Origin of the sequence: Alkalilacustris brevis (genome assembly GCF_003350345.1) — a bacterium.
Taxonomy (GTDB): Bacteria; Pseudomonadota; Alphaproteobacteria; order Rhodobacterales; family Rhodobacteraceae; genus Alkalilacustris; species Alkalilacustris brevis.
Genome location: NZ_QNVJ01000010.1, coordinates 37,343 through 59,783, shown reverse-complemented (window position 1 = coordinate 59,783; position 22,441 = coordinate 37,343). Strand labels below are relative to the sequence as shown.

The window sequence follows — 22,441 nt, the reverse complement described above, 5'->3', positions numbered from 1 at the left end:
CAGCACCCAGACCGACCTGCGCGCACCCTCCGACCCCGGCATGTACGAGCTGCGCTACATCCTCGACGAGGGCCGGCGCACCCTGGCCAGCCAGATGATCGAGATCACCCGCGTTGAGGTCGATGTAACGGGGCCTGATACCGTGCGGGTGGGCGATACGATGCGCGTGGAATGGTCCGACCGGATCCATGCCCGCGACATGATCGCCATTGTGCCCATGGGCGCGGAGGAAGGCGAGCGCGGCGACTGGGCGCGTATAGGTGGCTCGGCCATGCAGCGCGATTTCGACGCCCCGGAGGAAACCGGAATGTATGAAGCCCGCTACATCCTCGACGAAGGGCGTGTCACGCTTGGCAGCCATATTTTCGAAGTTGTCGATGCGATGGCCGCGGTGGGCGACGGTGTCATGCTGACCGTGCCCGAGGCTGCATCGCCGGGCGAGACGATCACCGTCACCTGGAGCGGCGGAACGGATGGCGCCAATCAGCGCATCGCGCTCGCGCGCTCGGATCAGGCGCTGTTCACCTGGATCGCCGCCCAGCCGATCGAGGAACTCAGCGAGATCACCTTCACCCTGCCCAATGAGGCGGGCTTCTACGAAGTGCGCTTCCTCGACCTGAGCCAGCAGGAAGTCCTCAGCCGTGCCCGGATCGAGGTGCGCTGACCCTCGTTGCGCCAGACCGGCACGCGCTTTGCACACAGCAAGGCGCGTGCCGGTGTGACCCTCGCCGCGGCCATGCCACCCTTCCTGCGGCGCGGCCGGCGGGCCCGAGTGGTGCGAAAAATGAACTCCGGCTCATGGGCAGAATTCTCTCCGTGGGGCAAGATCAGGGCCGCGCCGGCATTCATGGGCTTCAGCCTCGCCGCCCATCATGTCGGGGCCTTCCGATGAAACAGAAGCCCGTCGCCGCCGGATTGCCGCGACCGGACCATCCAGCAGTGCGCCCCACAGAGAGGCCGCCTCAAGGCTGGAAATCGCCTTGGAAACAGGCGCCTTTCGCTGCCATTCTGCGCAGGTGGAAAGGACGCAGCCGATGCAGACCATACTGAAGATCGCCGCAGTTCTGGCCGGGGGATATGCACTGATCGTCGCTGTTCTGGCCCTTTCGCAGACAGCGCTGCTATTTCCCCGCTGGGCGGTGGGGCCATCGCCGCAAATGCCGCAGGGCACCGTGCCGCTGCGGCTCGAACGCCCCGATGGCATCGAATTGCACGGGTATCTGCTGCCTGGAAGCGGCGATGGCGATGGCCCGCCGCTTCTGGGTTTCGGCGGCAATGCCTGGAACGCGGCGGATATGGCGCTGTTCCTCCACAGGGTATTTCCCGAGCATGACGTTGTCGCCTTTCATTACCGTGGCTACCGGCCCAGCACCGGCCGCCCCTCGGCCCGCGGGCTGAAAGACGATGCGCTGGCCATCCACGACCACTTGCTGGAACACGCCGGCTGGAACGAAGCACCGGTGGCCGTGGGCTTCAGCATCGGTGCCGGCCCCGCCGCGCACCTGGCCGCGCATCGCCCGCTACGGGGGCTGATCCTTGTCACGCCCTTCGATTCACTGACAGAACTGGCGCGGGAGCTTTACCCCTGGCTGCCTGTGGCCGCCCTGCTGCAGCACCGGATGGAGCCAGCCGCCACGCTGAAAGAAACCCGCAGCCCCGTTGCCATCATCGCGGCGGAACGCGACGAGGTCATCCCCGCGGCCCGGACCGAAGCCTTGCGCGAGGCATTGGCACACAGCACGCCCGGCATCGTCTTCGATCACACCTTGCCGGCGGGCCACAACGATCTTTACGCCCGCTCCGATATTGGCACGGCCCTGGCCGCCGCGATGGCGCGGTTAAGCGAATAGCGGGATCAGCCGCCGCCCTGCTCGAGGACCATCTGCGTCTGCGTGACAATCGCTGCCACCTTGCCGTCCGAGCGGGTCAGCACTGTCTGCCAGACCATTGTTCTGCGACCCTTGTGCAGGGCACGCGCCTCGGCACGCAGGGTTTCGCCAATGGGCACGGGGCGGAAGAAGTTGGTCTTGCTTTCCAGGGTTGTGGTGCCCTGGTCCGGGCGGATGTTCAGAAATGTCGCCGTCCCGCCCAGGTTATCGGCCAGCGCCATGATCGCACCGCCATGCAGAACCCCGTTGCGATTGGCCAGAACGTCGCTGACCTCCATTTCCGCCACCACGCACTCGGTGTCGAATGACACAACGCGCATTCCCAGAAAGCGGGCAAAAGGCGGCTGATCGCGGGCGATCTCTTCAAGATCGGGCTGGTCGTTCATGGGCGGGACCTGTCGGTTGTTCCGGTAGCGGATTCCGCAAGACCTAGGCCAAGCAGCAACCCTGCGCAATGGACGTGCCGCAGGTTTCGCGCGAAGCGAAGCGAAGGGATTGCGCCCGCTGCGGATAATGTGATTATGCCCCGATAATGACCAAGCCACCTGACTCCGGGCAGCCCGGCATCATCCTCACCCTACTCACGACGCTGGGCCTGTTTGGCGGCGTCGCCGCCAGCCTGTCGGGGTTCGAGACGGTCGCGCTGGGTGCCTATCTTCTGGCCTATATGGCAGGCGGCATCCCGGCCGGTGTCCGCGCGCTGAACAGCCTCTGGAACGAGCGCACGCTGGATATCGACCTGCTGATGGTGACAGCCGCCCTCGCCGCCGCCGCCGTGGGCGAGATGCTGGAAGGGGCGGTGCTGCTTTTTCTTTTCAGCCTGGCAAGCACGCTGGAAGCCCGGGCCATGGCGCGCGCCCGCAACGAGGTGCGCGCGCTCATGGCGCTGCGGCCTGAAACCGCCTTTCGCCGCGCGGATGATGGCAGCATCCGCGAGGTGCCCGTTGGCGAACTTTCTCCCGGCGATGTCGTTGTCGTGAAGCCGGGCGGGCGCATCCCCGTGGACGGGCGCATTGCCAGCGGTGAAACCGCGATCGACGAAGCCACCGTCACCGGCGAATCCATGCCCGTGCGCAAGGGTGCAGACGCGCAGGTGTTCGAGGCCACCGTCAACCTGCACGGGGTGATCGAGGTCGAGGTGACACGCCCGGCCGCCGAAAGCACCGTGGCACGCATGATCGAGCTGGTAACACAGGCGCAAGCCGCCAAGGCCCCCAGCGAACGCTTCAGCGCCTGGTTCGGCCAGCGCTATACCGTGGCGGTGCTTCTGGGGTCGGTTCTGGCCTTTACGGCGTTGCTGTGGCTCGGCTGGATATGGGAAGACGCGCTTTACCGTGCCGCCACGCTTCTGGTGGCGGCAAGCCCCTGCGCGATCGTCATCAGCGTGCCCGCCGCGATTCTTTCGGCACTCTCCGCCTCGGCCCGGGGCGGTGTGCTGTTCAAGGGCGGCGCGGCGCTGGAGACGTTCGGAACGATTCGACAATTCGCGTTCGACAAGACGGGCACCCTGACGACCGGCCGCGCAACGATCACCGATATCGTCACCAACGGAACCGACGAGGCCGAGTTTCTCGCCCTGCTGGCCGGGATCGAGGCGCATTCGGAGCATCACATCGCGGCCGCCGTGCTGCGCGCGGCACAGGAAAGGGACATCAGCCCGGCCCGGATCGAAGACCTGCAAGCACAGCCGGGCGAGGGTATCACCGGCCGGGATGCCGAAGGCCCGCTCTGGGCCGGCAATGCCAGGATGGCCGCGCGGATGGGGGCTGACAGCCGCCTGACCGCTTTCGATGAGATTCACGATGGCGCGGGAACGGTGGTTTTCCTCGGGCGGGGCGACAAGGTGCTGGGGGCGGTGGCGCTGGCCGATCAACCCCGCGCATCGGCGGCCAAGGCAATCGCCGCGCTGCGCACCGGCGGCGTCACCCATATCATGATGATGACAGGCGACAGGCTGCCGGTGGCCCGGCGTATCGCCGCCGAACTGGGCCTGCGCGATGACGAGGTGCTGGCAGAACTGCTGCCCGAAGACAAAGTTGCCCGCATCGCCGAGATGCGTCGGGGCGGCAAGGTCGCCTTCGTGGGCGATGGCGTCAACGATGCCGCCGCCCTGGCCAGCGCAGACGTAGGCATCGCGATGGGCGCGGCGGGCAGCGAGGTCGCGCTTCAGGCCGCCGATGTGGCGCTTTTGTCGGACGATCTCGAGCGGCTCGAGAAAGCCCGGCGCCTGGCCGCGCGCACCAACCGCATCATCCGCCAGAACCTGACCTTCGCCATGGGGGCGATGCTGTTTCTCGTCACTGCGACACTGTTCTGGGATCTGACGCTGCCGCTTGCGGTGATCGGCCACGAGGGCGGCACGCTGCTCGTGGTGCTCAACGGCCTGCGCCTGCTGTTCGACCCGATCCGCGCTGATCGGGGCAAGCGGGGTGGGCAACCCGAGGCCCGCCCAATCTGATGGCGGCAAAACGTTATCCGAGGTGCTTCAGTGACTGACTACCATGTGATCTGCATGAAATGGGGAACGGCCTTCGCTGCCGAGGATGTCAACGTCCTGCACAACGCATGCCGCCGCAGAACGACCCTTCCGTTTCGCTTCATCTGCCTGACCGATGATGCCGAAGGGCTGGCCCCCGGTGTCGAGACGATGCCGATCCCCGATATGGGCCTGCCGAAGGACCAGTGGCTGCGCCCCGGAGTCTGGCCCAAGATTGCCCTTTACCATCCTGACCTGCATGGGCTTCGGGGGCGCGCATTGTTCATCGACCTCGACATGATGATACTCGACTCCCTTGATGATTTCCTCACGTTTCCCGCCTCTTTCGTGACAACAGACATGGGGCGGTCGTGGCGGCCCGGCGGTGGGTCGTCGCCCCCTGAGCCGGGCACCTGCATCTTCGCTTTCAGCCTGGGAAACGAAAGCCAGTTATTCGAGCAGTTCGGTAGTGCCCCCGAGGCCGCGATCAGGACATACAGAAATGACCAGAACTTTGCCGCCGCATACGCCTCCTCCATGGCGTTCTGGCCCGATGGCTGGGTGATCTCGTTCAAGCGATGGCTGCGGCGGCCGATCGGGCTCGATCTGTTTCTCGAACCCCGGCGCCCCCCGCCTTCGGCCAAGGTTCTGGCTTTTCACGGCACACCGCGTCCAACGGCATTGCTTCGCCCCGGTGGCGGCCTGTGGGATCGTTTCCCCCATATGGGACGGGGGCAGGTAAGCTGGGTGGTGGAATATTGGCGCGAGATGGGTGGGACGATCCCGGAGTAGGTTCATCCATCGACAATTGGCCGTCACCTTGACAGGCAAGCAGGCACGAGCGCGACCTCCCATGGACGAACTGGACTTTTCAATTGTGATCCCGACCCACAACCGGCCCAAGATGCTGGTAGAGGCCGTAGAATCTGCACTTGCCGAGTGCCGCGAAGGTGGCGAGGTCATCGTGGTAGACGATGCTTCGGAACGGCCTGCCCGAGACATCTTGCGCCCTCTACGCGATCCACGCCTGCGAGTTGTCGAGAATCCGGGGCCACATGGCGCAGCGGGAGCGCGGAATCATGGCGTCTTGCACGCAAAGGGCCGGATCATATTTTTCCTCGATGACGATGACCGTTTCATGGAAGGCTACGCCAGGCGGGTTCTCGACCGGCCTGAACAAGGCTGCACCGGTGATTACGGTTTTGCCGCCGCGAAAGTCATCTGGCCCGGTGGACACAGCGAGGTTCTGTCGCACCGCATGCCCACGGGGCTGGTGGCCGAGCGGGCGGCTCTGCGACGCAGAATTGCCTCCACAGGAATGGGCTTCTGGGTCCGCCGCAAGGCATTCGTTGAAATTGGCGGCTTCGATACGATGCAGCAAGTCGATGAGGATACCGACCTCTGCGTCAGGCTTGCCGCCCGTGGGCATCAGGTCTGGTATGACGCGGACCCTGGCACATTGGTCACTTGGGGTCATGGGGGACCTGAAGGTGAAGCTTCGCAATTGACTACGGCCACACCGTCCAAACTGGCAGCAAACTGTTATCTGCGCACTTACGAAAAGTCAGAAGGCGACCTGCCAGCTTTCAGCGAGGCCCGCTGGTGGCTGGCGACACGTTACATCCGGCGCGCCGCGAAAGCGGGTGATATCCGGCGTGCGCAGAAATTTGCGACGGGCCAACGCCCGGTCCCGTTCAAGCTGGCCTTGCTGGGCTACTGGGCATTCCGGACCCTGCGCAAAGGTCTTACCAGCGATCCGCACCGCGCAAAAATCAGCTGACTCGTGCCACGAGGCCGACGCTATTGCCCCGCTTTCGATACTGAACGGGCAAGCAAGATCTTCACTCCCCATTGAATGGTGGCGGCCTGCTCCCGCTGGCCGGCGGGCCGCTTATGCTGATTGCAGCGCCGACCCTTCGCTTCCTGCAATCAGCAGAACCGCAACTCACCCGTCCATCTTCAGCGCATTGATAAACGCCTGCTGCGGAATTTCCACCTTGCCGAACTGGCGCATCTTCTTCTTGCCGGCCTTCTGCTTTTCCAGCAGCTTCTTCTTGCGGGTCACGTCGCCGCCATAGCATTTGGCGGTCACGTCCTTGCGCATGGCCGAAAGCGTCTCGCGCGCGATCACGCGCCCGCCTATGGCCGCCTGGATCGGGATCTTGAACATGTGGCGGGGGATCAGCTCCTTGAGCTTTTCGCACATCATGCGGCCGCGCCCCTCGGCCCGGTCGCGATGCACCATCATCGACAGGGCATCCACCGGCTCATCATTCACCAGGACGCTCATCTTGACTAGGTTGTCCTCGCGGTAGCCGGTGATCTCGTAGTCGAAGCTTGCATAGCCCTTGGTGATGGATTTCAGCCGGTCATAGAAGTCGAACACCACCTCGTTCAAGGGCAGGTCATAAACCACCATCGCCCGGCTGCCGACATAGGTGAGTTCCTGCTGGATGCCGCGGCGTTCCTGGCACAGCTTGAGCACGTCGCCAAGGTAATCATCGGGCACCAGGATCGTGGCCTTGATGCGCGGCTCTTCGATATGGTCAACATGGGTCAGGTCGGGCATGTCGGCGGGGTTGTGCAGGTCCATCACCGTGCCGTCGCGCATATGCACCTTGTAGACGACGCTGGGCGCGGTGGTGATCAGCTCGATGCCGTATTCGCGCTCCAGCCGGTCGCGCACGACCTCCAGGTGCAGAAGCCCGAGGAACCCGCAGCGAAACCCGAAGCCCAGCGCCGCCGAGGTTTCCATCTCGTAGGTGAAGGAGGCATCGTTGAGCGCGAGCTTTTCGATCGCTTCGCGCAGATCCTCGAAATCATTGGCGTCGATGGGGAACAGGCCGCAAAACACCACAGGGATCGAGGGCTTGAACCCCGGCAGCGGCTTTTCGCAACGCTTCTTTTCATGGGTGATCGTGTCGCCCACCCGCGTATCGCGCACCTGTTTGATCGACCCGGTGAAAATGCCGATCTCGCCCGGCCCCAGCTCCGGGATATCGACCATGGCGGGCTTGAGCACCGCCAGCTTGTCCACCCCATGGGTCGCGCCGGTCTGCATCATGTGGATGCGGTCGCCCTTGCGGATCACCCCGTCCATCACCCGGATCAGGACGACCACGCCCAGATAGGGGTCATACCAACTGTCGACCAGCATCGCCTTGAGCGGCGCGTCGCGGTTGCCCTGGGGCGCGGGCAGGCGGGTGACGATGGCCTCCAGCACCTCGGGGATGCCCAGGCCCGATTTGGCGCTGATCTCGATGGCCTCAGACGCGTCGATGCCGATCACATCCTCGATCTGTTCCTTCACACGCTCGGGCTCGGCGGCGGGCAGGTCGATCTTGTTGAGGACCGGCACGATCTCGTGATCGGCCTCGATGGCGGTGTAAACATTGGCGAGTGTCTGCGCCTCGACCCCCTGGGAGGCATCGACCACCAAGAGCGATCCCTCGACCGCGCGCATGGAGCGACTGACCTCATAGGCGAAGTCCACATGCCCCGGCGTGTCGATCAGGTTGAGGATATAGGTGTGGCCATCCTTGGCGGGGTATTCGATCCGCACGGTGTTGGCCTTGATGGTGATGCCGCGCTCGCGCTCGATATCCATCGCGTCGAGCATCTGCTCTTTCATGTCGCGTTCGGCCACGGTGCCGGTCAGCTGGATCAGCCGGTCGGCAAGAGTGGATTTCCCGTGGTCGATATGCGCCACGATCGAGAAATTGCGGATATATGCGAGTTCGGTCATGCGCACGGATATGATGGGGTTTCAGGGGCTGGTCAATGGGGCACGCAGGTGTTGCGAAGCGAATACGGCCAGATCCGCCACACCCCCGTCACCTGAGCCAGACTTCCACGCGACGGTTTACACGACTGCCCCATTCATTGTCATCGCAGGCCAGCGGCAGGGCGGGGCCGAAACCTTCGGCTGTCAGCGTCACGGCGTTCTCGGCACGCAGCGGCGCGGCCCGGGACACGGCATCGCGGATTGCCTCGGCCCGCGCGCGCGAAAGACGCAGATTCACATCCAGCGGACCTTCGCCATCCGTGAACCCCGCAAAGACCAGTTCGCGCCCGTCATAAAGCCCGGCTTCGATGTCGCGGGCCAGCGTCTCGATATAGGCGCGCGACTGGACATCGGGCGTCGAGGTGCCGCTTTCGAAACGAAAGCTGAGCGACAGCCGCTCGGCCTTTTCCATCACTCGCAGGAGACGCTGCAATTCGGCCAGACCCTCGCTCCCTTCGGCGGCCAGAACCGCGTTGGCCAGCCGCCGGCCCTGGGCATCAAGGCCCTGCCTCTGGGGCAGTTGATCGACAAAGCCGATGCTGCGCGCGGCCATCTGGCCCGACGGCCCCGCCACATGCGCCAGAAAGCGCCGCACCTGCAGCGGCTGGCGCCCGGTGCGGGCATAAAGCAGCACCGGCAAGGTCAGCGGATAATCTTCGGTCTTGATGGCCAGGGGACTGGCCGGCAGCTCCAGCCCGCAACGACCGGTGAGGGTGAGCGCCTCCTCCGCCAGCCCGCGCGACCAGAGCATCACGCCCAGCGCGAAGGGATCGCGCCGCAGCGCACGCAGCAACCCGGCATCGTCGTCATGCCGCACCACGCCGGAGGCCAGCGGCAACTCGCGTGACGCCAGAAGCTGCGTCTCGAGGGCCTGCTGAACCCCCGAGCCGGCATCACGCACATGCAGGGTGATCGGGGCCTCCATCCAGCCCAGCGCAGACCAGTTGTCGATCTCGCCCGCGTAAATGGCGGCAAGGTCGGTTGTGGTGATTCGTTCCAGCGGGTTTCCACGCCCGACAATGGGCAGAAAGGCATCAAGAGCCACGACGCGGCCATGCACTGCCGGGTCGCGCAACTCGTTGAGCGAAAGCGCAAGGTCGGCGCTGCCGTCGAGCAGCTCGATCAGGCCCGCATCGCTGGTGCTCAACCGCAATCCGATGCGCATGACCGGCTGGTGCGTTTCGGCATCTGCAAGGGTGAAGTGGCGCATCGCCCGTGTATCGTCGGCGACATGCAGCACAAGACCCCGCGCCCCGGCGAAATCGGCAATCAGCGCCGGAAGAAGCCGCCGCCCGGCTGTCGCCGACCCGGAAATGACGAGCGCCGCGACATGGGCGGTCAGGTCAGGGCAGCCCGGCCCGGCGCAGGCAACGCCTTCGGCCGCCAGGGTAAGAAGCCCGTAATCGGTCTCAATCTGATAGAATTCCCCGTCATAGGACCGCAGGGTGCCGCTCAGTTCGACCCCGCCATCATGCGAGGTCAGCGTCACATCCTGCGCCCGCGCCGGAGCGCCCCATGACAGGGAAAGAAGCGCGGCAAGGATGGCCCCTGCGGCGGAGAATGCTCGGAACATGAAACCTTCGCGCCAAATAGGTCAGTTCTGCGCGATTCTCATGTCTGGAAGCAGATTGTTCAACACAAGAAACCCGTCGGGGGTATCGCATTCGGGCATCGCCAGGGTGATCTCGATCACTTCGGTTGGCGCGCCGGGGCGCATATGCAATGCCTCGCCCAGCATGTCACGCCCGCAGGTTCGTTGGGTGACCGCAGCCTCCACGTCAAAGCGCACGACGCCTTCACGCCCGGCCTGTTCGACGGGAAAGCTGTAAACCTCGGCCAGCAGGGGCCAGTCGCCACGGCCATCGCCCAGACGCAGCAGAAATCCGCCCGCTCCCTCAAGTGCATCCTCGATGGCGCCCGGCGCGCGGGCCGAGACATGCCCCTCCTCGCCAAACCTTGCGCCGAACTCATACGCGTGAAGCTGAAACGAATCCTCGCCCTGCCACTGCACGGCAACACGCTCGAAACCGGCCAGTTCGGGAACCCGGATCTCGGCCTCGGCGCTGGGGCCACCCCGGATCGCAAGCGTGACCGAAGCCTCCTGCGCCATCGCTGGAACCGACAGATCCAGCGCGCCCGTTTCCGAGGTGTGAACCGTGAAGGCCAACCCTTCATGCCGCAGCAGAACCCTTGCACCAGGGTGGCAGGGGGCATCGAAAGCCAGATCCATCATCGCACCCGGCGCAACGGCGAGCACAAGCTCCGGCGTGCAGGAATCATCCGCCTGCGCGGGGGCTTCGGCCAGCACGATGGCCTCATCCTGGCCTGCATACGCGCCATTGACGCGCGCCAGCGCCATGCGCGGCATTGCCGGGAACAGCTCGGGCAGGGCATCAGGCGGGGTATCAGGCGCCATGGAAAGGGCAAGCAACGGCGGCTCGGGCGCAGCGGGTGCGGCGCCCGGCGCGGCGTCAAAGGCAAGGTTTGCCGGGGCAGCTTCGGAAATCTCCGCCGGGCCTGACAGCAACTGTGGGACAGCAGGAACGCCGCTTGCGATTTCTTGGCGCACGGGGGCCATCGCAGGCTCCGGCGCGGCGGCGCGCAGGGTGTTGGCCGGGTGATCCTCGCCGGTGGCACGCTGCATGACATGGCCGGTCAAAGCCGCCAGGGCCACGGTCGTCGCCAGCATCGCGATCTTTCGCTTAAGGTCCATCGGGGCCTCCACCCACTGCTCGTTGATGCGAAACTTACACCAAAAAGCGGCGACGCCTAGGCCAGACGGTGGCCTTTCCGGTATCTGTCAGGGGCGGTTCTATGAAAAGAATGGGGCATGAGTTTGTCAGGCCAGGCACGGCGCCGATGCGTCGAGGCCACGCGCGGCGCTCGTTTCAGCCCCGGCGCGGACGCTCGCGCATGGCCTTTGCGGCAAGCCGGCGGGCGACATCGGCCCGCGCAACGTCGCGCGCGGCCTTCTGGCGTTTGTCCTGCCACGCGGCGGTTTGCGCAGCCAGCCGGATGTTGAGCGCGGCGCGGCGGTGCTGCCGCCATTGCTGATGGCGCGCAAGGATGCACAGATCACCCAGCCCACCAACATCTTGCGCAGCGGATGTGTCGGCCTGCAGCCGCCCCAGCGCGCCCAGTGTTGCCAGACGCTCTTCCGACACGGCGCTCAGACGGGCCAGACTGCCCGCCTCGATCATGCCTGCCAGATCCGCCAGGCTGGCGATCTGTGCCGCGCGCTGTCCTTTCAAAGCCTTCATGCCAACACCTGCACAACCAGCAGCCGGTTCACCCGCCGTTGGTGATCGGGATACACCGCAGCGATTAACCGGGCGTTGACACCAGCCGCCCGGCTCAATCGCGGCGGGCAGAGGCGATCTTGCGCAATTCGCCCATCAACTCGTCAAGCTGGTCGAGATGCCGCTGGTTGGTCAGCCGACCTTCCGCATCAAAATGTTCAGAAGCATTGCCCACCAGCACTTCGGGCCCCGGCAGCACACGCGGTCGGAACGGGTTGAGGCAAAGCCGCAGCGAATATTGCGAGCGCTCGCCCCCCGCACGGCCCGCCGCCGCCGACATTATGGCCACCGGCTTGTCGCGCCAGGGGTTGCCTTTGGTCCGGCTAACCCAATCGAGCGCGTTCTTCATCACCCCCGACAGCCCCTTGTTGTATTCAGGGCAGGCAATCACCACCGCATCCGCGCGGGCAATCTGGTCGGCCAGTTCCTGCACCTGGGCCGGGATGCCCTGTTCGGTCTCGACATCGACATCGAGCAGGGGCAGCCGCAGATTGCCATCGACAAACGTCGCGGGGCCGAACCTCTCGACCGCGGCGCGCATCAGCTTGCGGTTGAACGACTCGCGGCGCAGCGATCCGCAAAGGCCAAGCAGGGTGAGGTCTGGCATGTCTGCTCCTTGATGGTGTTTCATGTCCTCCTTCACCTAAGGCAATCGCGTGCAAGGCCAAGCCCCCTGGCCACGCTTGCGGCGGGCCAAGGATTGCCGCAGGGTGCTGTCAGGCTGCAGGCAGAGCGGAAAGGCGGGCAGATGAGTTTGCGCCACGGCGGAAAGATCTTGACCGATCAATTGGTTGTTCACGGGGTGCAGCGGGTCTTTTCGGTGCCCGGTGAAAGCTTTCTCGCAGCGCTCGACGGGCTGCATGACAGCGGCATCCGCAATATCGTCTGCCGCCACGAAGGCGGCGCGGCGATCATGGCCGAAGCCACCGGCAAGCTGACCGGGCGGCCCGGCGTGGTGTTCGTCACACGCGGGCCGGGGGCGACCAACGCCTCGGCCGGCATTCACATCGCGCGGCAGGATTCCACGCCGCTGGTGATGTTCGTGGGGCAGATTGCGCGGGGTCACCGCGACCGCGAGGCCTTTCAGGAGGTCGATTACCGCGCCTTCTTCGGGCCGCTGGCGAAATGGGTGGCCGAAGTAGACCAGACCGACCGGTTGCCCGAATACATCAGCCGCGCCTTTCATGTGGCGCAATCGGGCCGTCCGGGGCCCGTGGTGCTGGCCCTGCCCGAGGACATGCTGGCCGAGAAGGTGGATATCCCTGACCAGCCGCCGCTCACCGTGCCGCCGCAGCAGGTCTCTACGGCGCAGGTCGCGGCAGTGATGGAGGCGCTTGCGCAGGCCGAACGGCCGCTTGTGGTGGTGGGCGGCAGCCAATGGACAGCCGAGGCAGGCGCACAGCTTGCCCGCATCGCCGAGCGGATGGATCTGCCGGTGGCGGCCTCGTTCCGGCGGCAGGACCGGTTCGACAATCACGACCGCCACTATGTGGGCGATCTGGGCGTGGGCATGAACCCGCGTCTGGGCCGGAGGCTGGCCGAGGCCGATTGCCTGCTGGTGTTAGGCGCGCGGCTGGGTGACACGGCGACAGGCGGCTACCGGCTGCTTGACCCCACGCGCCCGGGCGAGGCGCGGCTGCTGCATGTGCATCCCGACCCTGACGAGTTGGGCCGCGTGTTCCGCCCCGATCCCGGCATCGCGGTGCCAGCGCCCGATCTGGTCGCAGCCCTCCATGCGGCGCTGCCCGCCGATGGCAGCGTCCCCGCGCACCCTGATCGGGCCGACTGGCGACGCGCCGCCCGTGCAGATTACGAGGCCTGGATCACCCCGCAGGAAACCCCCGGCAAGGTCAAGCTTGAGCGCGTCGTGACATGGCTGAGCGACAACCTGCCCGAGGATGCCATCATCACCAATGGCGCGGGCAATTTCGCCGCATGGGTGCACCGCTACATGCAGGCGCGGCGCTTTCCCGGGCAGCTTGCGCCCATCTCGGGCAGCATGGGCTATGGCTTCCCCGCCGCCATCGCCGCCAAGCTTGAGCGCCCGGCCAGCACCGTTGTCTGCATTGACGGCGACGGCTGCTTCCAGATGACTCTCAACGAGATGTCCACCGCCGTTCAGCATGGCGCAGCCCCGATCGTGATCGTGTGCAACAATGGCCAGTACGGCACCATCCGCATGCATCAGGAACGGACCTATCCGGGGCGGGTCAGCGGCACGGCGCTGGCCAATCCCGATTTCAAGGCGCTGGCGCGGGCTTATGGCGGCTATGGCGAGCGGGTCGAACGCAGCGCCGACTTTCCGGCAGCGTTCCAGCGCGCGCTGGCATCGGGCCTGCCGGCGGTGATCGAACTGATGCTCGAGGCAGAGGCGCTCAGCCCCGCTCAGACCCTGACCCAGGCGCGTGCGGCGGGTGAGGCTGCGCAATCGCAGGGCTGAACCGAGGCCGCCGCAAACGAAAACGGGCGGGCTTGTGCTGGCCCGCCCGCTTGTGAATCATGTCAGTGGCCAAAGCTTACTCGGCAGGGACAGCCGACGCCTGTTTCGGCGCGCCGAAGTGACGCCGGTTGAGGTGCAGCACCAGCCAGATCATCGCCGCCTGCGACACCAGCGCCACCGCCGTCAGCGCCCAGAAACCGGCGCCGAACTTGGCCAGCAGGCCCGCATCGACCAGCCCCTTGTTGATCCAGAATTGCAGCATCACCGCAAAGCCGACACCGGGGCAGACCAGCGCGTAGGAGCCCGGCGAATTCTCGTCCCCGAAGATAAAGCGCTTCGCATAGCCCTGGCGCGCCAGGATCAGCAGGCCGAACAGACCGAACAGCACCTGCACCGAGACGAATTTGGTCAGCAGGCTGAGGTTCTCACCCGCGTTGGCCATCAGGCCGAAATGTTCGCCCAGCCCGTGGTTCTGGCGCAGCATCAGGATACCCAGCACCGTCACCAGCGGCACGATGATCATCAGCGTGGGCGCGGTTTCGGGGTTGGCGCCGTTTTCCATCATGGCGCGGAGCCCGAGGATCATCGCAACCACCGCGATCAGCGCGGCGGTGACCAGAAAGAAGGTCGACAACATAAGCGAGATGCCCGCGATCGCCGGCGCCGTGCTGAGCGCGCTGGGGGCCGCCAGCCCGACCCCGACCATCGCGAAGGCAAAGGCCGGCAGGATCTGGCCGAAATTGTTGTTGGCCGCACAGTTGAAGCCCCCTTCGGTCAGCACCCGGCCGATGAAACCGCCCATGATCCGGAATGCCAGGACCGCGATCGCCAGAAAGGCAACCATTGCCAGCGGAAACAGGTATTCGACCACGTTCCACAACCCGGGCACGAAAACCAGCCCGAGGATAAAGCCGACATTCACGATCATCGCCAGCGCCAGCGGCAGCGCCATGAGTTGAGATTGCGCGTTGGTGCGGCTGAATTTCGCGAAGGCCTCGCTCCGCCTCCAGGAGGCAAAGGCGCGCAGGTTCCAGACCAGCGAGCGTATCGCGATGGCGGCGAATGTGGCGATCCCTGCCATGGCGGCGGCGATCATGCCCTTCATCGCCAGGCCACCCGCAGCAAAGGCCGCGGCAATGTCTTCAAAGACAGGCACCGGCTGACCCGGGTGCGGCACCCAGAACATCAGCCACATGAAGAAGGTCACCGCCAGACCACCGGCGCCAAGCGACGCCAGGAAGTAGAGCGGCGAATAATTGTCTGCCGGTCGGGCGAGAGTGTTCGTCACAGGGTGCATGGTTCGCTCCTCACTTGATATTCGTTTTAATGAATATGATTTGTTGAATGTGTTCTGTCAAGGCTGCTTTTGCCCAGCGACAATCTGCCTTTTCCCCCGAATTACGCGCTCTTGCGAAGGCCCGACATCTGACCGATCGTGCCTGCTTCCCTGCTCCGGAACAGGCTGCTAGTGTCGCGGCAACCGGAAACATTGGCCGAAAAGACCGTAGAGCAGTGGCACGAGATGCAATCTTCGCCGACCACCCCGATCCGATCTGGGTGGTGTGCAAGGCCTCTGGCAGGATCCTCGCAGCCAACCGCGCGGCCTGTCGGCTGTATGGCTATTGCGAAGAGGCGTTTCAGCGCATGGCATTTGCCGCGCTGGAATGCGAGGCCGCCCCCGGACAGCCTGACGGCGCCCGCTATCACCGGCTGAGTGATGGCCGCTGCGTGCCCGTTCAGGTGGACCGCGAGAGCACCGAATGGAAAGGGCGTGACGCCGAGATCGTGATCGCGCGCCACCGGGCGCCCCAGCTTTCACGGCGACTCATGCAGACGCTGGAATCACTCTCCGATCCGTTTGTCCTGCTCGACCCCGACCTCAGCGTCGCCTTCATGAATGGCGAAGCCATCCGGCTCTTCAAGAAACTTCAAAGCGGAACGCCCGACCCGTTTCAGGGTTTCACCCAAGGCGGCCTGCCCTTGCACCGGCATTTCACACAGGCGCTGGAAACCGGCGCGAGAGTGACCGCCGAGGCTTGCGCTCCGGGCAGCGCGGGCCGGTTCTTCGTGAACGCCTACCCCACCGGCGACGGCCTTGCGGTGCATGTTCAGGACATTACCGAAAACCGCGCCCAGAAGGATCAGATCCGCCTGTTCGACAATGCGATGTCCAGGTTGAAGGACATCGTGATGATCACCGAGGTGTCGCCGATCGATGCCCCCTTTGGGCCGCGCATCGTCTGGGTCAACGACGCGTTCGAGCGCAACACCGGCTTCAGCCGCGAGGAAGCGCTGGGCAAGACACCACGCATTCTGCAAGGCCCGGACACCCAACGCGACGTGCTCGACCGCATCCGCGCCGCGCTTGAACGGCAGGCCCCCGTCAGCGCGGAACTTGTCAACTACCGCAAGGACGGCACGCCGATCTGGCTTGAGATCGATATCGTGCCCTTCTCGAACGATAGCGGCGGGGAGATCACGCATTTCATCGCGACCCAGCGCGACATTACCGACCGCAAACATGCCCAAGCCGCCCTGTGCGAAAGCGAAACACGCTTTCAGCTTGTCGCCAAGGCCGCCAATGAGGTGATCTTCGACTATGATGTCGTCAACGACCGCGTCTGGTGGAACGAGGCCATGCAGGCGATCTTCGGGCACCCGCTGGAGGATCACAACAACTCGCTTTCCTTCTGGACACAGATGATTCATCCCGACGACCTGCCCGCCAACTATCAAAGCCTGATGCGGGCTTTCGAAGGCGATAGCGATACCTGGGTGGGCGAATACCGTTTTCGCCGCGCCGATGGCAGCTATGCCAATGTGGTCGACCGCGGGCTGATCCTGCGCGATGCGGACGGCAACCCGCTACGCTGGGTCGGCAGCATGATTGATGTCACCGCCCTGCGTGAAAGCGAGCAAAACTTCCGCCTGGCGGCCAAGGCCGCCAAGGACGTGATCTTCGTTTATGATTTCGCCACCGACAGCCACTGGTGGAGCGAGGCGATCCATACCCATTACGGCCATGCCGCCGCCATTGATGGCGGCACCCTCGAAGACTGGCTTGAACTGGTTCACCCCGATGACCGCGCACGGGTAAGTGCCGCGCATGAGGACGCTGCCGAAAGCGATCAGGAGACCTGGTCAGCGCATTACCGGCTGATGCGGGCCGACGGCCGCTATGCGCATGTCATTGACCGCAAGTTTTTCATCCGCGACAGCGAGGGCCGCCCCCAGCGCAGCATCGGCAGCATCGTCGATGTCACGCAGATCCGCGAGGACGAGATGCGATTTCGCGCTGTCGCACAGGTCGCCACCGACGCGATCTATGATTACGACCCGCTGCGCCAGATCATCCATTACAGCCAGGGGATGCAGGAGTTGTTCGGCCATGCCTGGCAGGGGGCGCACAAGCAGGCGGCCGACTGGTACGACCATATCGCCGAAGGCGACCGCGACACCGTTCGACAGGGCTATGAAAACTTCATCGCCGGCTGTGACGAGCAGGCACAGTTCGAGTATCGGCTGCGCCGCACCGATGGCACATTCGCCACCGTCGAGGAAAAGGCCGTCGCCCTGCGGGATTCGGATGGCCGTGCAACGCGGATCATCGGCTCGATCCGCGATGTCAGCATCGCGCGCCAGATGGAAGAGCGGCTGCGCCAGTCGCAGAAACTGGAAGCTATGGGCCACATGACCGGCGGAGTCGCGCATGATTTCAACAACCTTTTGACGATCATGATGGGAAATGCCGAACTGCTGGCTGAATCTCCCTCTGTTTCGCCGGTGCATCGTGGAATGGCGCGCTCTGTCGTCACGGCCGCCGAACGTGGCGCGGGGCTGGTCAACAGCCTGCTGGCCTTCGCCCGGCGCCAGCCGCTGGATGCCCGCCCGGTGGACCTGCACGAGCTGTGCGAAGAACTTGCCTGCCTGCTCGAGCGCACCCTGCCTGCCAATGTGGAAACACATATCCAGCCGGCGCCCGACCTATGGCTTGCCCAGGCGGATCCGGCCCAGTTGACCACCGCACTGATCAACTTGGCACTGAATGCGCGTGACGCCATGCCAAGGGGTGGAACACTTGTCATTCGCTGCGAGAACATGGCGCTGAACGAGAGTGAGGCGCAGAGGCTCCTGTTGGGGCGGCCAGGCGAGTATCTGGCGATTTCGGTCATCGATACCGGCTCCGGCATGAGCCGCAAGGTGCGCGAACGGGCCTTCGACCCCTTTTTCACGACCAAGCCGCCGGGGCGCGGTTCGGGTATGGGGCTGAGCATGGTGTATGGCTTCGCGCGTCAGTCCGGGGGCCATGCACAGATCCAGTCGGAACCGGGAATGGGCACCACCGTCAGCATCTATCTGCCACGCAGCAATGAATGCGGCAGGGTGGACTCAGGTGCCGACGCCCGCGAAGCCTTCCCCCTGGGGCGGGGCGAGCATGTTCTTGTCGTCGAAGACGACGCCATGCTGCGCGATCATGTCCAGGCAACCATCGCCGGGTTGGGGTATCGCGTCTCGGTCGCCGCAAATGCCGCCGAGGCGCTGGCCGTGCTGCGCAGCCAGCCGGGAATCAGCCTGCTGTTTTCCGACATCGTGATGCCTGGCGACATGGACGGCCGCGCCCTGGCCCGCGCCGCGAGAAAAGAGTTTCCGAGCCTGCAAATGCTACTGACCTCCGGCTATGCCGAAAACACGGTGCTTCATAACGGAAAACTGGAAGCGGGCGTAGCGCTGCTGAGCAAGCCATACCGGCGTATCGACATCGCCCGAAAGCTGCGCAGCGTGCTGGAAACGGACGCGTCGACATCTTCTCAAGGCACCCCTGCAAATCGATAGGGTCGCTCACGATGGCCACCATCTTGATGTCGTCAGCAATCAGGCCGCGAGTCACCGGCATCCTGATCGATCGCGGCATCGGCTTCCCCGCATGGTGCATCTTCATGGACGCGTGATGCCTGCTGCTTGCCGGTGATCGTGCGTCTGCGGAACACGGCCATCTGGCTGGCACCGCCGAGGTCGGGATGACAGCCCGCGATATCGCGAAACCGCACATCATAGCACCAGGCCGCAGCCACGCGCTGCCCCCAGGCGCGGAACCGGGCGCGCGGCCACTCGAAACGGTGATCGGGGTGGCGAAAGCGGTGCGCCGGCACGCCCAGCAGCGGGTTGAACTCGGCATTCGGGGTGGTGATGATGACGGTGCCGGGCTGCATCTGCCCGAAGACCGCGCGCTCGAGCCGCGAGAGATGCGCAGGCTCGACATGTTCGATCGTCTCGACCAGAACGGCGCAATCGAACCCTGTCAGGGCGGGGTCGGCCTCGGTCATCGATGCGCAGCGCAATTCGATGGCGCCTGCCCTCGCCGCCTGCTCCCTGAGCCTGCCTTGCAGCCGCTCCAGCGACGCGGCGCAGATGTCGATTCCCACCAGCCGCTCGAGTTCCGGCGCGGTGGCGAGGCGCACGAAAAGATCGCCATCGCCACACCCAAGGTCGAGCACGCTTTGCGCGCCACTGTCCAGCACCTCGGCGCGCACCGCCTCCAGCCGCTGTTCGTGCAGCCAGGTCGTCATGCGCCCCCCTGCGTGCCGGGGCGCTGCAACAGGGCGACATCCTTGGCCGGCACCTCGCAATGCCAGCCCCAGCCCTGCGCCAGATAGCGAAACGTGGCCGCGCGGTAGAATACCACATGCGTAGGGTCCTTGCGGTAATGCCACGCCGCGAAACGTGCATCATCTGTCTGAAAACAGGTCATCACCGCCAGCCAGCCGCCGGGGCGCACAAGCCCCCGCAGGCGGGCGAATTCGGCGTATGGATCGTGGAAATGCTCGGCCACCTCGGTGCAGGTGATGAAATTATAGGTTTCGGACAAAGGCGCCGGGTCAGGGGCAAAGAACGGGTCATACAGCGCCACCTCATGCCCCGCCTCGCGCAACATCGCCGCCAGCGCCGGGCCGGGGCCGCAGCCATAATCCAGCCCGCGCGCGCCGGGCGCGAGACGCTCCAGCAGTGGATCGGCCAGCTTTGACAGAAAACGGCGATAGCGCGGATCGTCGGGGGCGTTCTCGTGATGCAGGTAATGTGCGAATTCGTCGTCGCGCGACGGGCGCTGCGCGGGCGCCAGATAGCGCGCCTCGCATTCGGCGCAGCACCAGTAGTCGCGTCCTTCTACGTGCAGGAAAGGCTCAATCGCCGCCGCACCGCAGACCGGGCAGGCATCCCCGGCGGGGGCAACGGGCGAGTTGGCCGCCGCCGTCATGCCCCGGCGCCGCCGTCATTGCGCGCCAGATAGACCGTCTGGGTGACGGGACGATCGGTTAGCGGGTTGCACCACCGTGCATCCACGCGCGTCACACAGTCATCAAGTTCTTCAAAAAGTTGGCTCATGGGAACGGCCCGGAAAGGGCCTTGCGCCTTTCGTTGCCAGCACCGCAAGACAACCTTATCGGTGGTTTGCGCAAAACATACAACGTCATCCGCCTCAGGCCGGCTCAACCCGCCAGCAGCCCCAGTTCGCGATCGGTCGCCGCCCGCCCATACTTGTCGCGCGGAGGCCAGGGCCGCGCGGACCAGTGCGGTGTGAAAACAAGGCTCGAAACCTGCCGCCCTTCGGGAAGTGCGCCGTTGCCGGCGCCAAGCGCGTAATCATAGTAGAGCTTGATGATTTCCTCGCGGCTGACCTGATCGACATGCGCATGCTCAAGGCAAGCCTCGCGCCACCGCCGGACGCGGGCATAATCGGCTGTCTGCGGCAGGTCGAACCCCTCGTAATACTCAAGAAACCAGAACCGCATGAAGATCGGCGTGAACACCGCCTCTGCCAGGCCGAAACGATCGAACAGATAGGTGCCGTCAGGATTATGGCGGGTGAGGAAGGCATCGAGCTTGCCGAACTCCTCCAGCATCCGTTCCACGTGCGCATCACGCGCATCCGGGTCGCGGTTCATCACAAACCTATACCCGCAGGCGGTGAACGGTCCTTCATGTGCGATCAGCATACGCTCAAACGCGCGCTCGACAGGGTCGCGCCGGGCGATGACCGGCTCGGGAAAGGCCTCTTCCAGATAGCGCAGGATCACCAGGCTTTCCTTGATGACCCCGCCATCGGGCAGTAGCAGAACCGGCATCGCCGTGGTCCCCTCCGTGCGTTCGAGCAGCCAGCCCGGCCGCGGGCGGGTGATATCGACAACGTGGAAATCGACGGCATCACTCAACCCCTTGAGCGCAAGCAGGATTTCCAGCCTTTGCGAAAACGGGCACACCGGGATGTGGCATACGAGCGGGCGCTTGAGTTCGGGCAAGGACATCCGGGCTACCGTTCACGGGCAATGGCGGGACACGGCCCGAAATGCGCAAGCGCACCACGGGCCGTTGAAACGGGGCGCGTCAGTAGACCACCACCGAGCGGATCGATTCACCCTTGTGCATCATCTCGAACCCCTTGTTGATCTCGTCAAGTTTCAGCTTGTGGGTGATCATCGGGTCGATCTCGATCTTGCCGTCCATGTACCAGTCGACGATCTTCGGCACATCGGTGCGCCCGCGCGCGCCACCAAAGGCAGTGCCTTTCCAGACCCGCCCGGTGACCAGCTGGAAGGGGCGGGTGCTGATCTCGGCGCCTGCGGGCGCGACGCCGATGATGATCGACTGGCCCCAGCCCCGGTGCGTGCATTCCAGCGCATCGCGCATCACCTGCACATTGCCGGTGCAATCAAAGCTGTAATCGGCGCCGCCGATCTGGTCGAAGGGCGTTTTCGTCAGGTTGACGATCTCGGCCACGACGTTGTCGCAATCCTTGGGGTTGACGAAATGGGTCATGCCGAAGCGTTCGGCCATTTCCTTCTTGCCCGGGTTGATATCGACGCCGATAATCATGTCGGCCCCAGCCAGCCGCAGGCCCTGGATCACGTTGAGCCCGATGCCGCCCAGCCCGAACACCACCGCCTTGGCGCCAATCTCGACCTTGGCGGTGTTGATCACCGCGCCGATGCCGGTGGTGACACCGCAGCCGATATAGCAGACCTTGTCGAAGGGCGCGTCCTCGCGGATTTTCGCAACGGCAATCTCCGGCAGCACCGTGTAGTTCGAGAATGTCGAGCAGCCCATGTAATGCAGGATCGGGTCGCCATCGAGGGTGGAGAAGCGCGAGCTTCCATCGGGCATCACCCCCTGGCCCTGGGTGGCGCGGATCGAGGTGCAGAGGTTGGTCTTCTGGCTCAGGCACGAAGGGCAGGCGCGGCATTCGGGCGTATAAAGCGGGATGACATGATCGCCCGGTTTCACGCTGGTCACGCCTGCGCCCACCTCGACGACGACGCCGGCACCCTCATGGCCCAGGATGGCAGGAAACAGCCCCTCCGGGTCGGCACCCGAAAGGGTGAAATCATCGGTGTGGCAAAGCCCGGTGGCCTTGATCTCGACCATCACCTCGCCGGGGCGCGGGCCTTCCAGGTTCACATCCATGATTTCAAGCGGTTTTCCGGCCTCGACGGCAACAGCAGCGCGGGTACGCATGGCGGCTCCTCCACACAGGTGATTTTTGCGCAAGCGTGATCGAAA

At 64.7% G+C, this 22,441-nt stretch carries 19 protein-coding genes; 7 read left to right on the top strand and 12 right to left on the bottom strand.

All coding sequences use genetic code 11. The features are described from left to right. Together DQ229_RS16430 and DQ229_RS01620 are read left to right on the top strand one after the other, a co-directional pair. Nucleotides 1-664: hypothetical protein (locus DQ229_RS16430; protein ID WP_202909489.1), on the top strand; the 664-nt coding region annotated here is incomplete at its 5' end. A gap of 370 nt (nt 665-1,034) precedes the next feature. Beyond that, on the top strand, nt 1,035-1,850 hold the full coding sequence (locus DQ229_RS01620) for an alpha/beta hydrolase (RefSeq protein ID WP_114964529.1): 816 nt from the start codon (nt 1,035-1,037) through the stop codon (nt 1,848-1,850). Between the two features lie 5 nt (nt 1,851-1,855). Here the strand turns inward: DQ229_RS01620 and DQ229_RS01615 are convergent, their stop codons facing one another. Then, nucleotides 1,856-2,275, bottom strand: a complete 420-nt coding sequence (locus DQ229_RS01615) for a PaaI family thioesterase (RefSeq protein ID WP_114964528.1) — start codon at nt 2,273-2,275, stop codon at nt 1,856-1,858. Nucleotides 2,276-2,421: 146 nt separating this feature from the next. Here DQ229_RS01615 and DQ229_RS01610 point away from each other — a divergent pair, with 146 nt between their 5' ends. From DQ229_RS01610 to DQ229_RS01600, 3 genes are all read left to right on the top strand, one after another. Next, nucleotides 2,422-4,347 (top strand): heavy metal translocating P-type ATPase, encoded by a 1,926-nt coding sequence (locus tag DQ229_RS01610; protein ID WP_114964527.1) that lies wholly within the window; start codon nt 2,422-2,424, stop codon nt 4,345-4,347. A 30-nt stretch (nt 4,348-4,377) separates the two neighbouring features. Then, nucleotides 4,378-5,157 carry a hypothetical protein gene (locus tag DQ229_RS01605; RefSeq protein ID WP_155326416.1) on the top strand — a complete coding sequence of 260 codons (780 nt, stop codon included), beginning with the start codon at nt 4,378-4,380 and terminating at the stop codon, nt 5,155-5,157. A gap of 61 nt (nt 5,158-5,218) precedes the next feature. Beyond that, nucleotides 5,219-6,145: a glycosyltransferase family 2 protein gene (locus DQ229_RS01600; RefSeq protein ID WP_114964525.1), complete on the top strand. Its 927-nt coding sequence runs from the start codon at nt 5,219-5,221 to the stop codon at nt 6,143-6,145. Nucleotides 6,146-6,310: 165 nt separating this feature from the next. On the opposite strand, the gene lepA is transcribed toward DQ229_RS01600, so the two are convergent. The 5 genes from lepA to DQ229_RS01575 all read right to left on the bottom strand — a co-directional run bounded on the left by lepA (nt 6,311) and on the right by DQ229_RS01575 (nt 12,055). After that, nucleotides 6,311-8,110: a translation elongation factor 4 gene (gene lepA / locus DQ229_RS01595; RefSeq protein WP_114964524.1), complete on the bottom strand. Its 1,800-nt coding sequence runs from the start codon at nt 8,108-8,110 to the stop codon at nt 6,311-6,313. An 88-nt stretch (nt 8,111-8,198) separates the two neighbouring features. After that, nucleotides 8,199-9,722, bottom strand: coding sequence for a phosphate ABC transporter substrate-binding/OmpA family protein (locus DQ229_RS01590; protein ID WP_114964523.1), 1,524 nt, complete (start codon nt 9,720-9,722; stop codon nt 8,199-8,201). Nucleotides 9,723-9,743: 21 nt separating this feature from the next. Further along, nucleotides 9,744-10,862 carry a hypothetical protein gene (locus tag DQ229_RS01585; protein WP_114964522.1) on the bottom strand — a complete coding sequence of 373 codons (1,119 nt, stop codon included), beginning with the start codon at nt 10,860-10,862 and terminating at the stop codon, nt 9,744-9,746. Nucleotides 10,863-11,037: 175 nt separating this feature from the next. Beyond that, nucleotides 11,038-11,409, bottom strand: coding sequence for a hypothetical protein (locus DQ229_RS01580; protein ID WP_114964521.1), 372 nt, complete (start codon nt 11,407-11,409; stop codon nt 11,038-11,040). A gap of 94 nt (nt 11,410-11,503) precedes the next feature. Next, the gene (locus DQ229_RS01575) at nt 11,504-12,055 is read right to left on the bottom strand and encodes an NADPH-dependent FMN reductase (RefSeq protein ID WP_114964520.1); all 552 of its coding nucleotides are present in this window, start codon (nt 12,053-12,055) and stop codon (nt 11,504-11,506) included. A gap of 147 nt (nt 12,056-12,202) precedes the next feature. On the opposite strand from DQ229_RS01575, the gene DQ229_RS01570 reads away from it, so the two are divergent. Continuing rightward, nucleotides 12,203-13,888: a thiamine pyrophosphate-binding protein gene (locus tag DQ229_RS01570; protein WP_114964538.1), complete on the top strand. Its 1,686-nt coding sequence runs from the start codon at nt 12,203-12,205 to the stop codon at nt 13,886-13,888. Nucleotides 13,889-13,964: 76 nt separating this feature from the next. Here DQ229_RS01570 and DQ229_RS01565 read toward each other — a convergent pair whose 3' ends face one another. After that, entirely contained in the window at nt 13,965-15,185 is a 1,221-nt protein-coding gene (locus DQ229_RS01565; RefSeq protein ID WP_114964519.1) for a TsoY family (seleno)protein, read from the bottom strand. Nucleotides 15,186-15,400: 215 nt separating this feature from the next. On the opposite strand from DQ229_RS01565, the gene DQ229_RS01560 reads away from it, so the two are divergent. Then, nucleotides 15,401-18,721: a PAS domain-containing protein gene (locus DQ229_RS01560; RefSeq protein ID WP_162300717.1), complete on the top strand. Its 3,321-nt coding sequence runs from the start codon at nt 15,401-15,403 to the stop codon at nt 18,719-18,721. Between the two features lie 32 nt (nt 18,722-18,753). On the opposite strand, the gene DQ229_RS01555 is transcribed toward DQ229_RS01560, so the two are convergent. From DQ229_RS01555 to DQ229_RS01540, 5 genes are all read right to left on the bottom strand, one after another. Next, nucleotides 18,754-19,455 (bottom strand): methyltransferase domain-containing protein, encoded by a 702-nt coding sequence (locus tag DQ229_RS01555; RefSeq protein WP_114964517.1) that lies wholly within the window; start codon nt 19,453-19,455, stop codon nt 18,754-18,756. Continuing rightward, nucleotides 19,452-20,141 carry a class I SAM-dependent methyltransferase gene (locus DQ229_RS01550; protein WP_114964516.1) on the bottom strand — a complete coding sequence of 230 codons (690 nt, stop codon included), beginning with the start codon at nt 20,139-20,141 and terminating at the stop codon, nt 19,452-19,454. Before DQ229_RS01550 ends, DQ229_RS01555 begins: the two co-directional genes overlap by 4 nt. After that, entirely contained in the window at nt 20,138-20,269 is a 132-nt protein-coding gene (locus DQ229_RS16880) for a hypothetical protein (RefSeq protein ID WP_274378815.1), read from the bottom strand. Before DQ229_RS16880 ends, DQ229_RS01550 begins: the two co-directional genes overlap by 4 nt. 104 nt (nt 20,270-20,373) lie before the next feature. Next, on the bottom strand, nt 20,374-21,189 hold the full coding sequence (locus DQ229_RS01545; RefSeq protein WP_114964515.1) for a glutathione S-transferase family protein: 816 nt from the start codon (nt 21,187-21,189) through the stop codon (nt 20,374-20,376). A gap of 79 nt (nt 21,190-21,268) precedes the next feature. Then, nucleotides 21,269-22,396 (bottom strand): S-(hydroxymethyl)glutathione dehydrogenase/class III alcohol dehydrogenase, encoded by a 1,128-nt coding sequence (locus DQ229_RS01540; RefSeq protein WP_114964514.1) that lies wholly within the window; start codon nt 22,394-22,396, stop codon nt 21,269-21,271. Nucleotides 22,397-22,441: the final 45 nt, after the last annotated feature.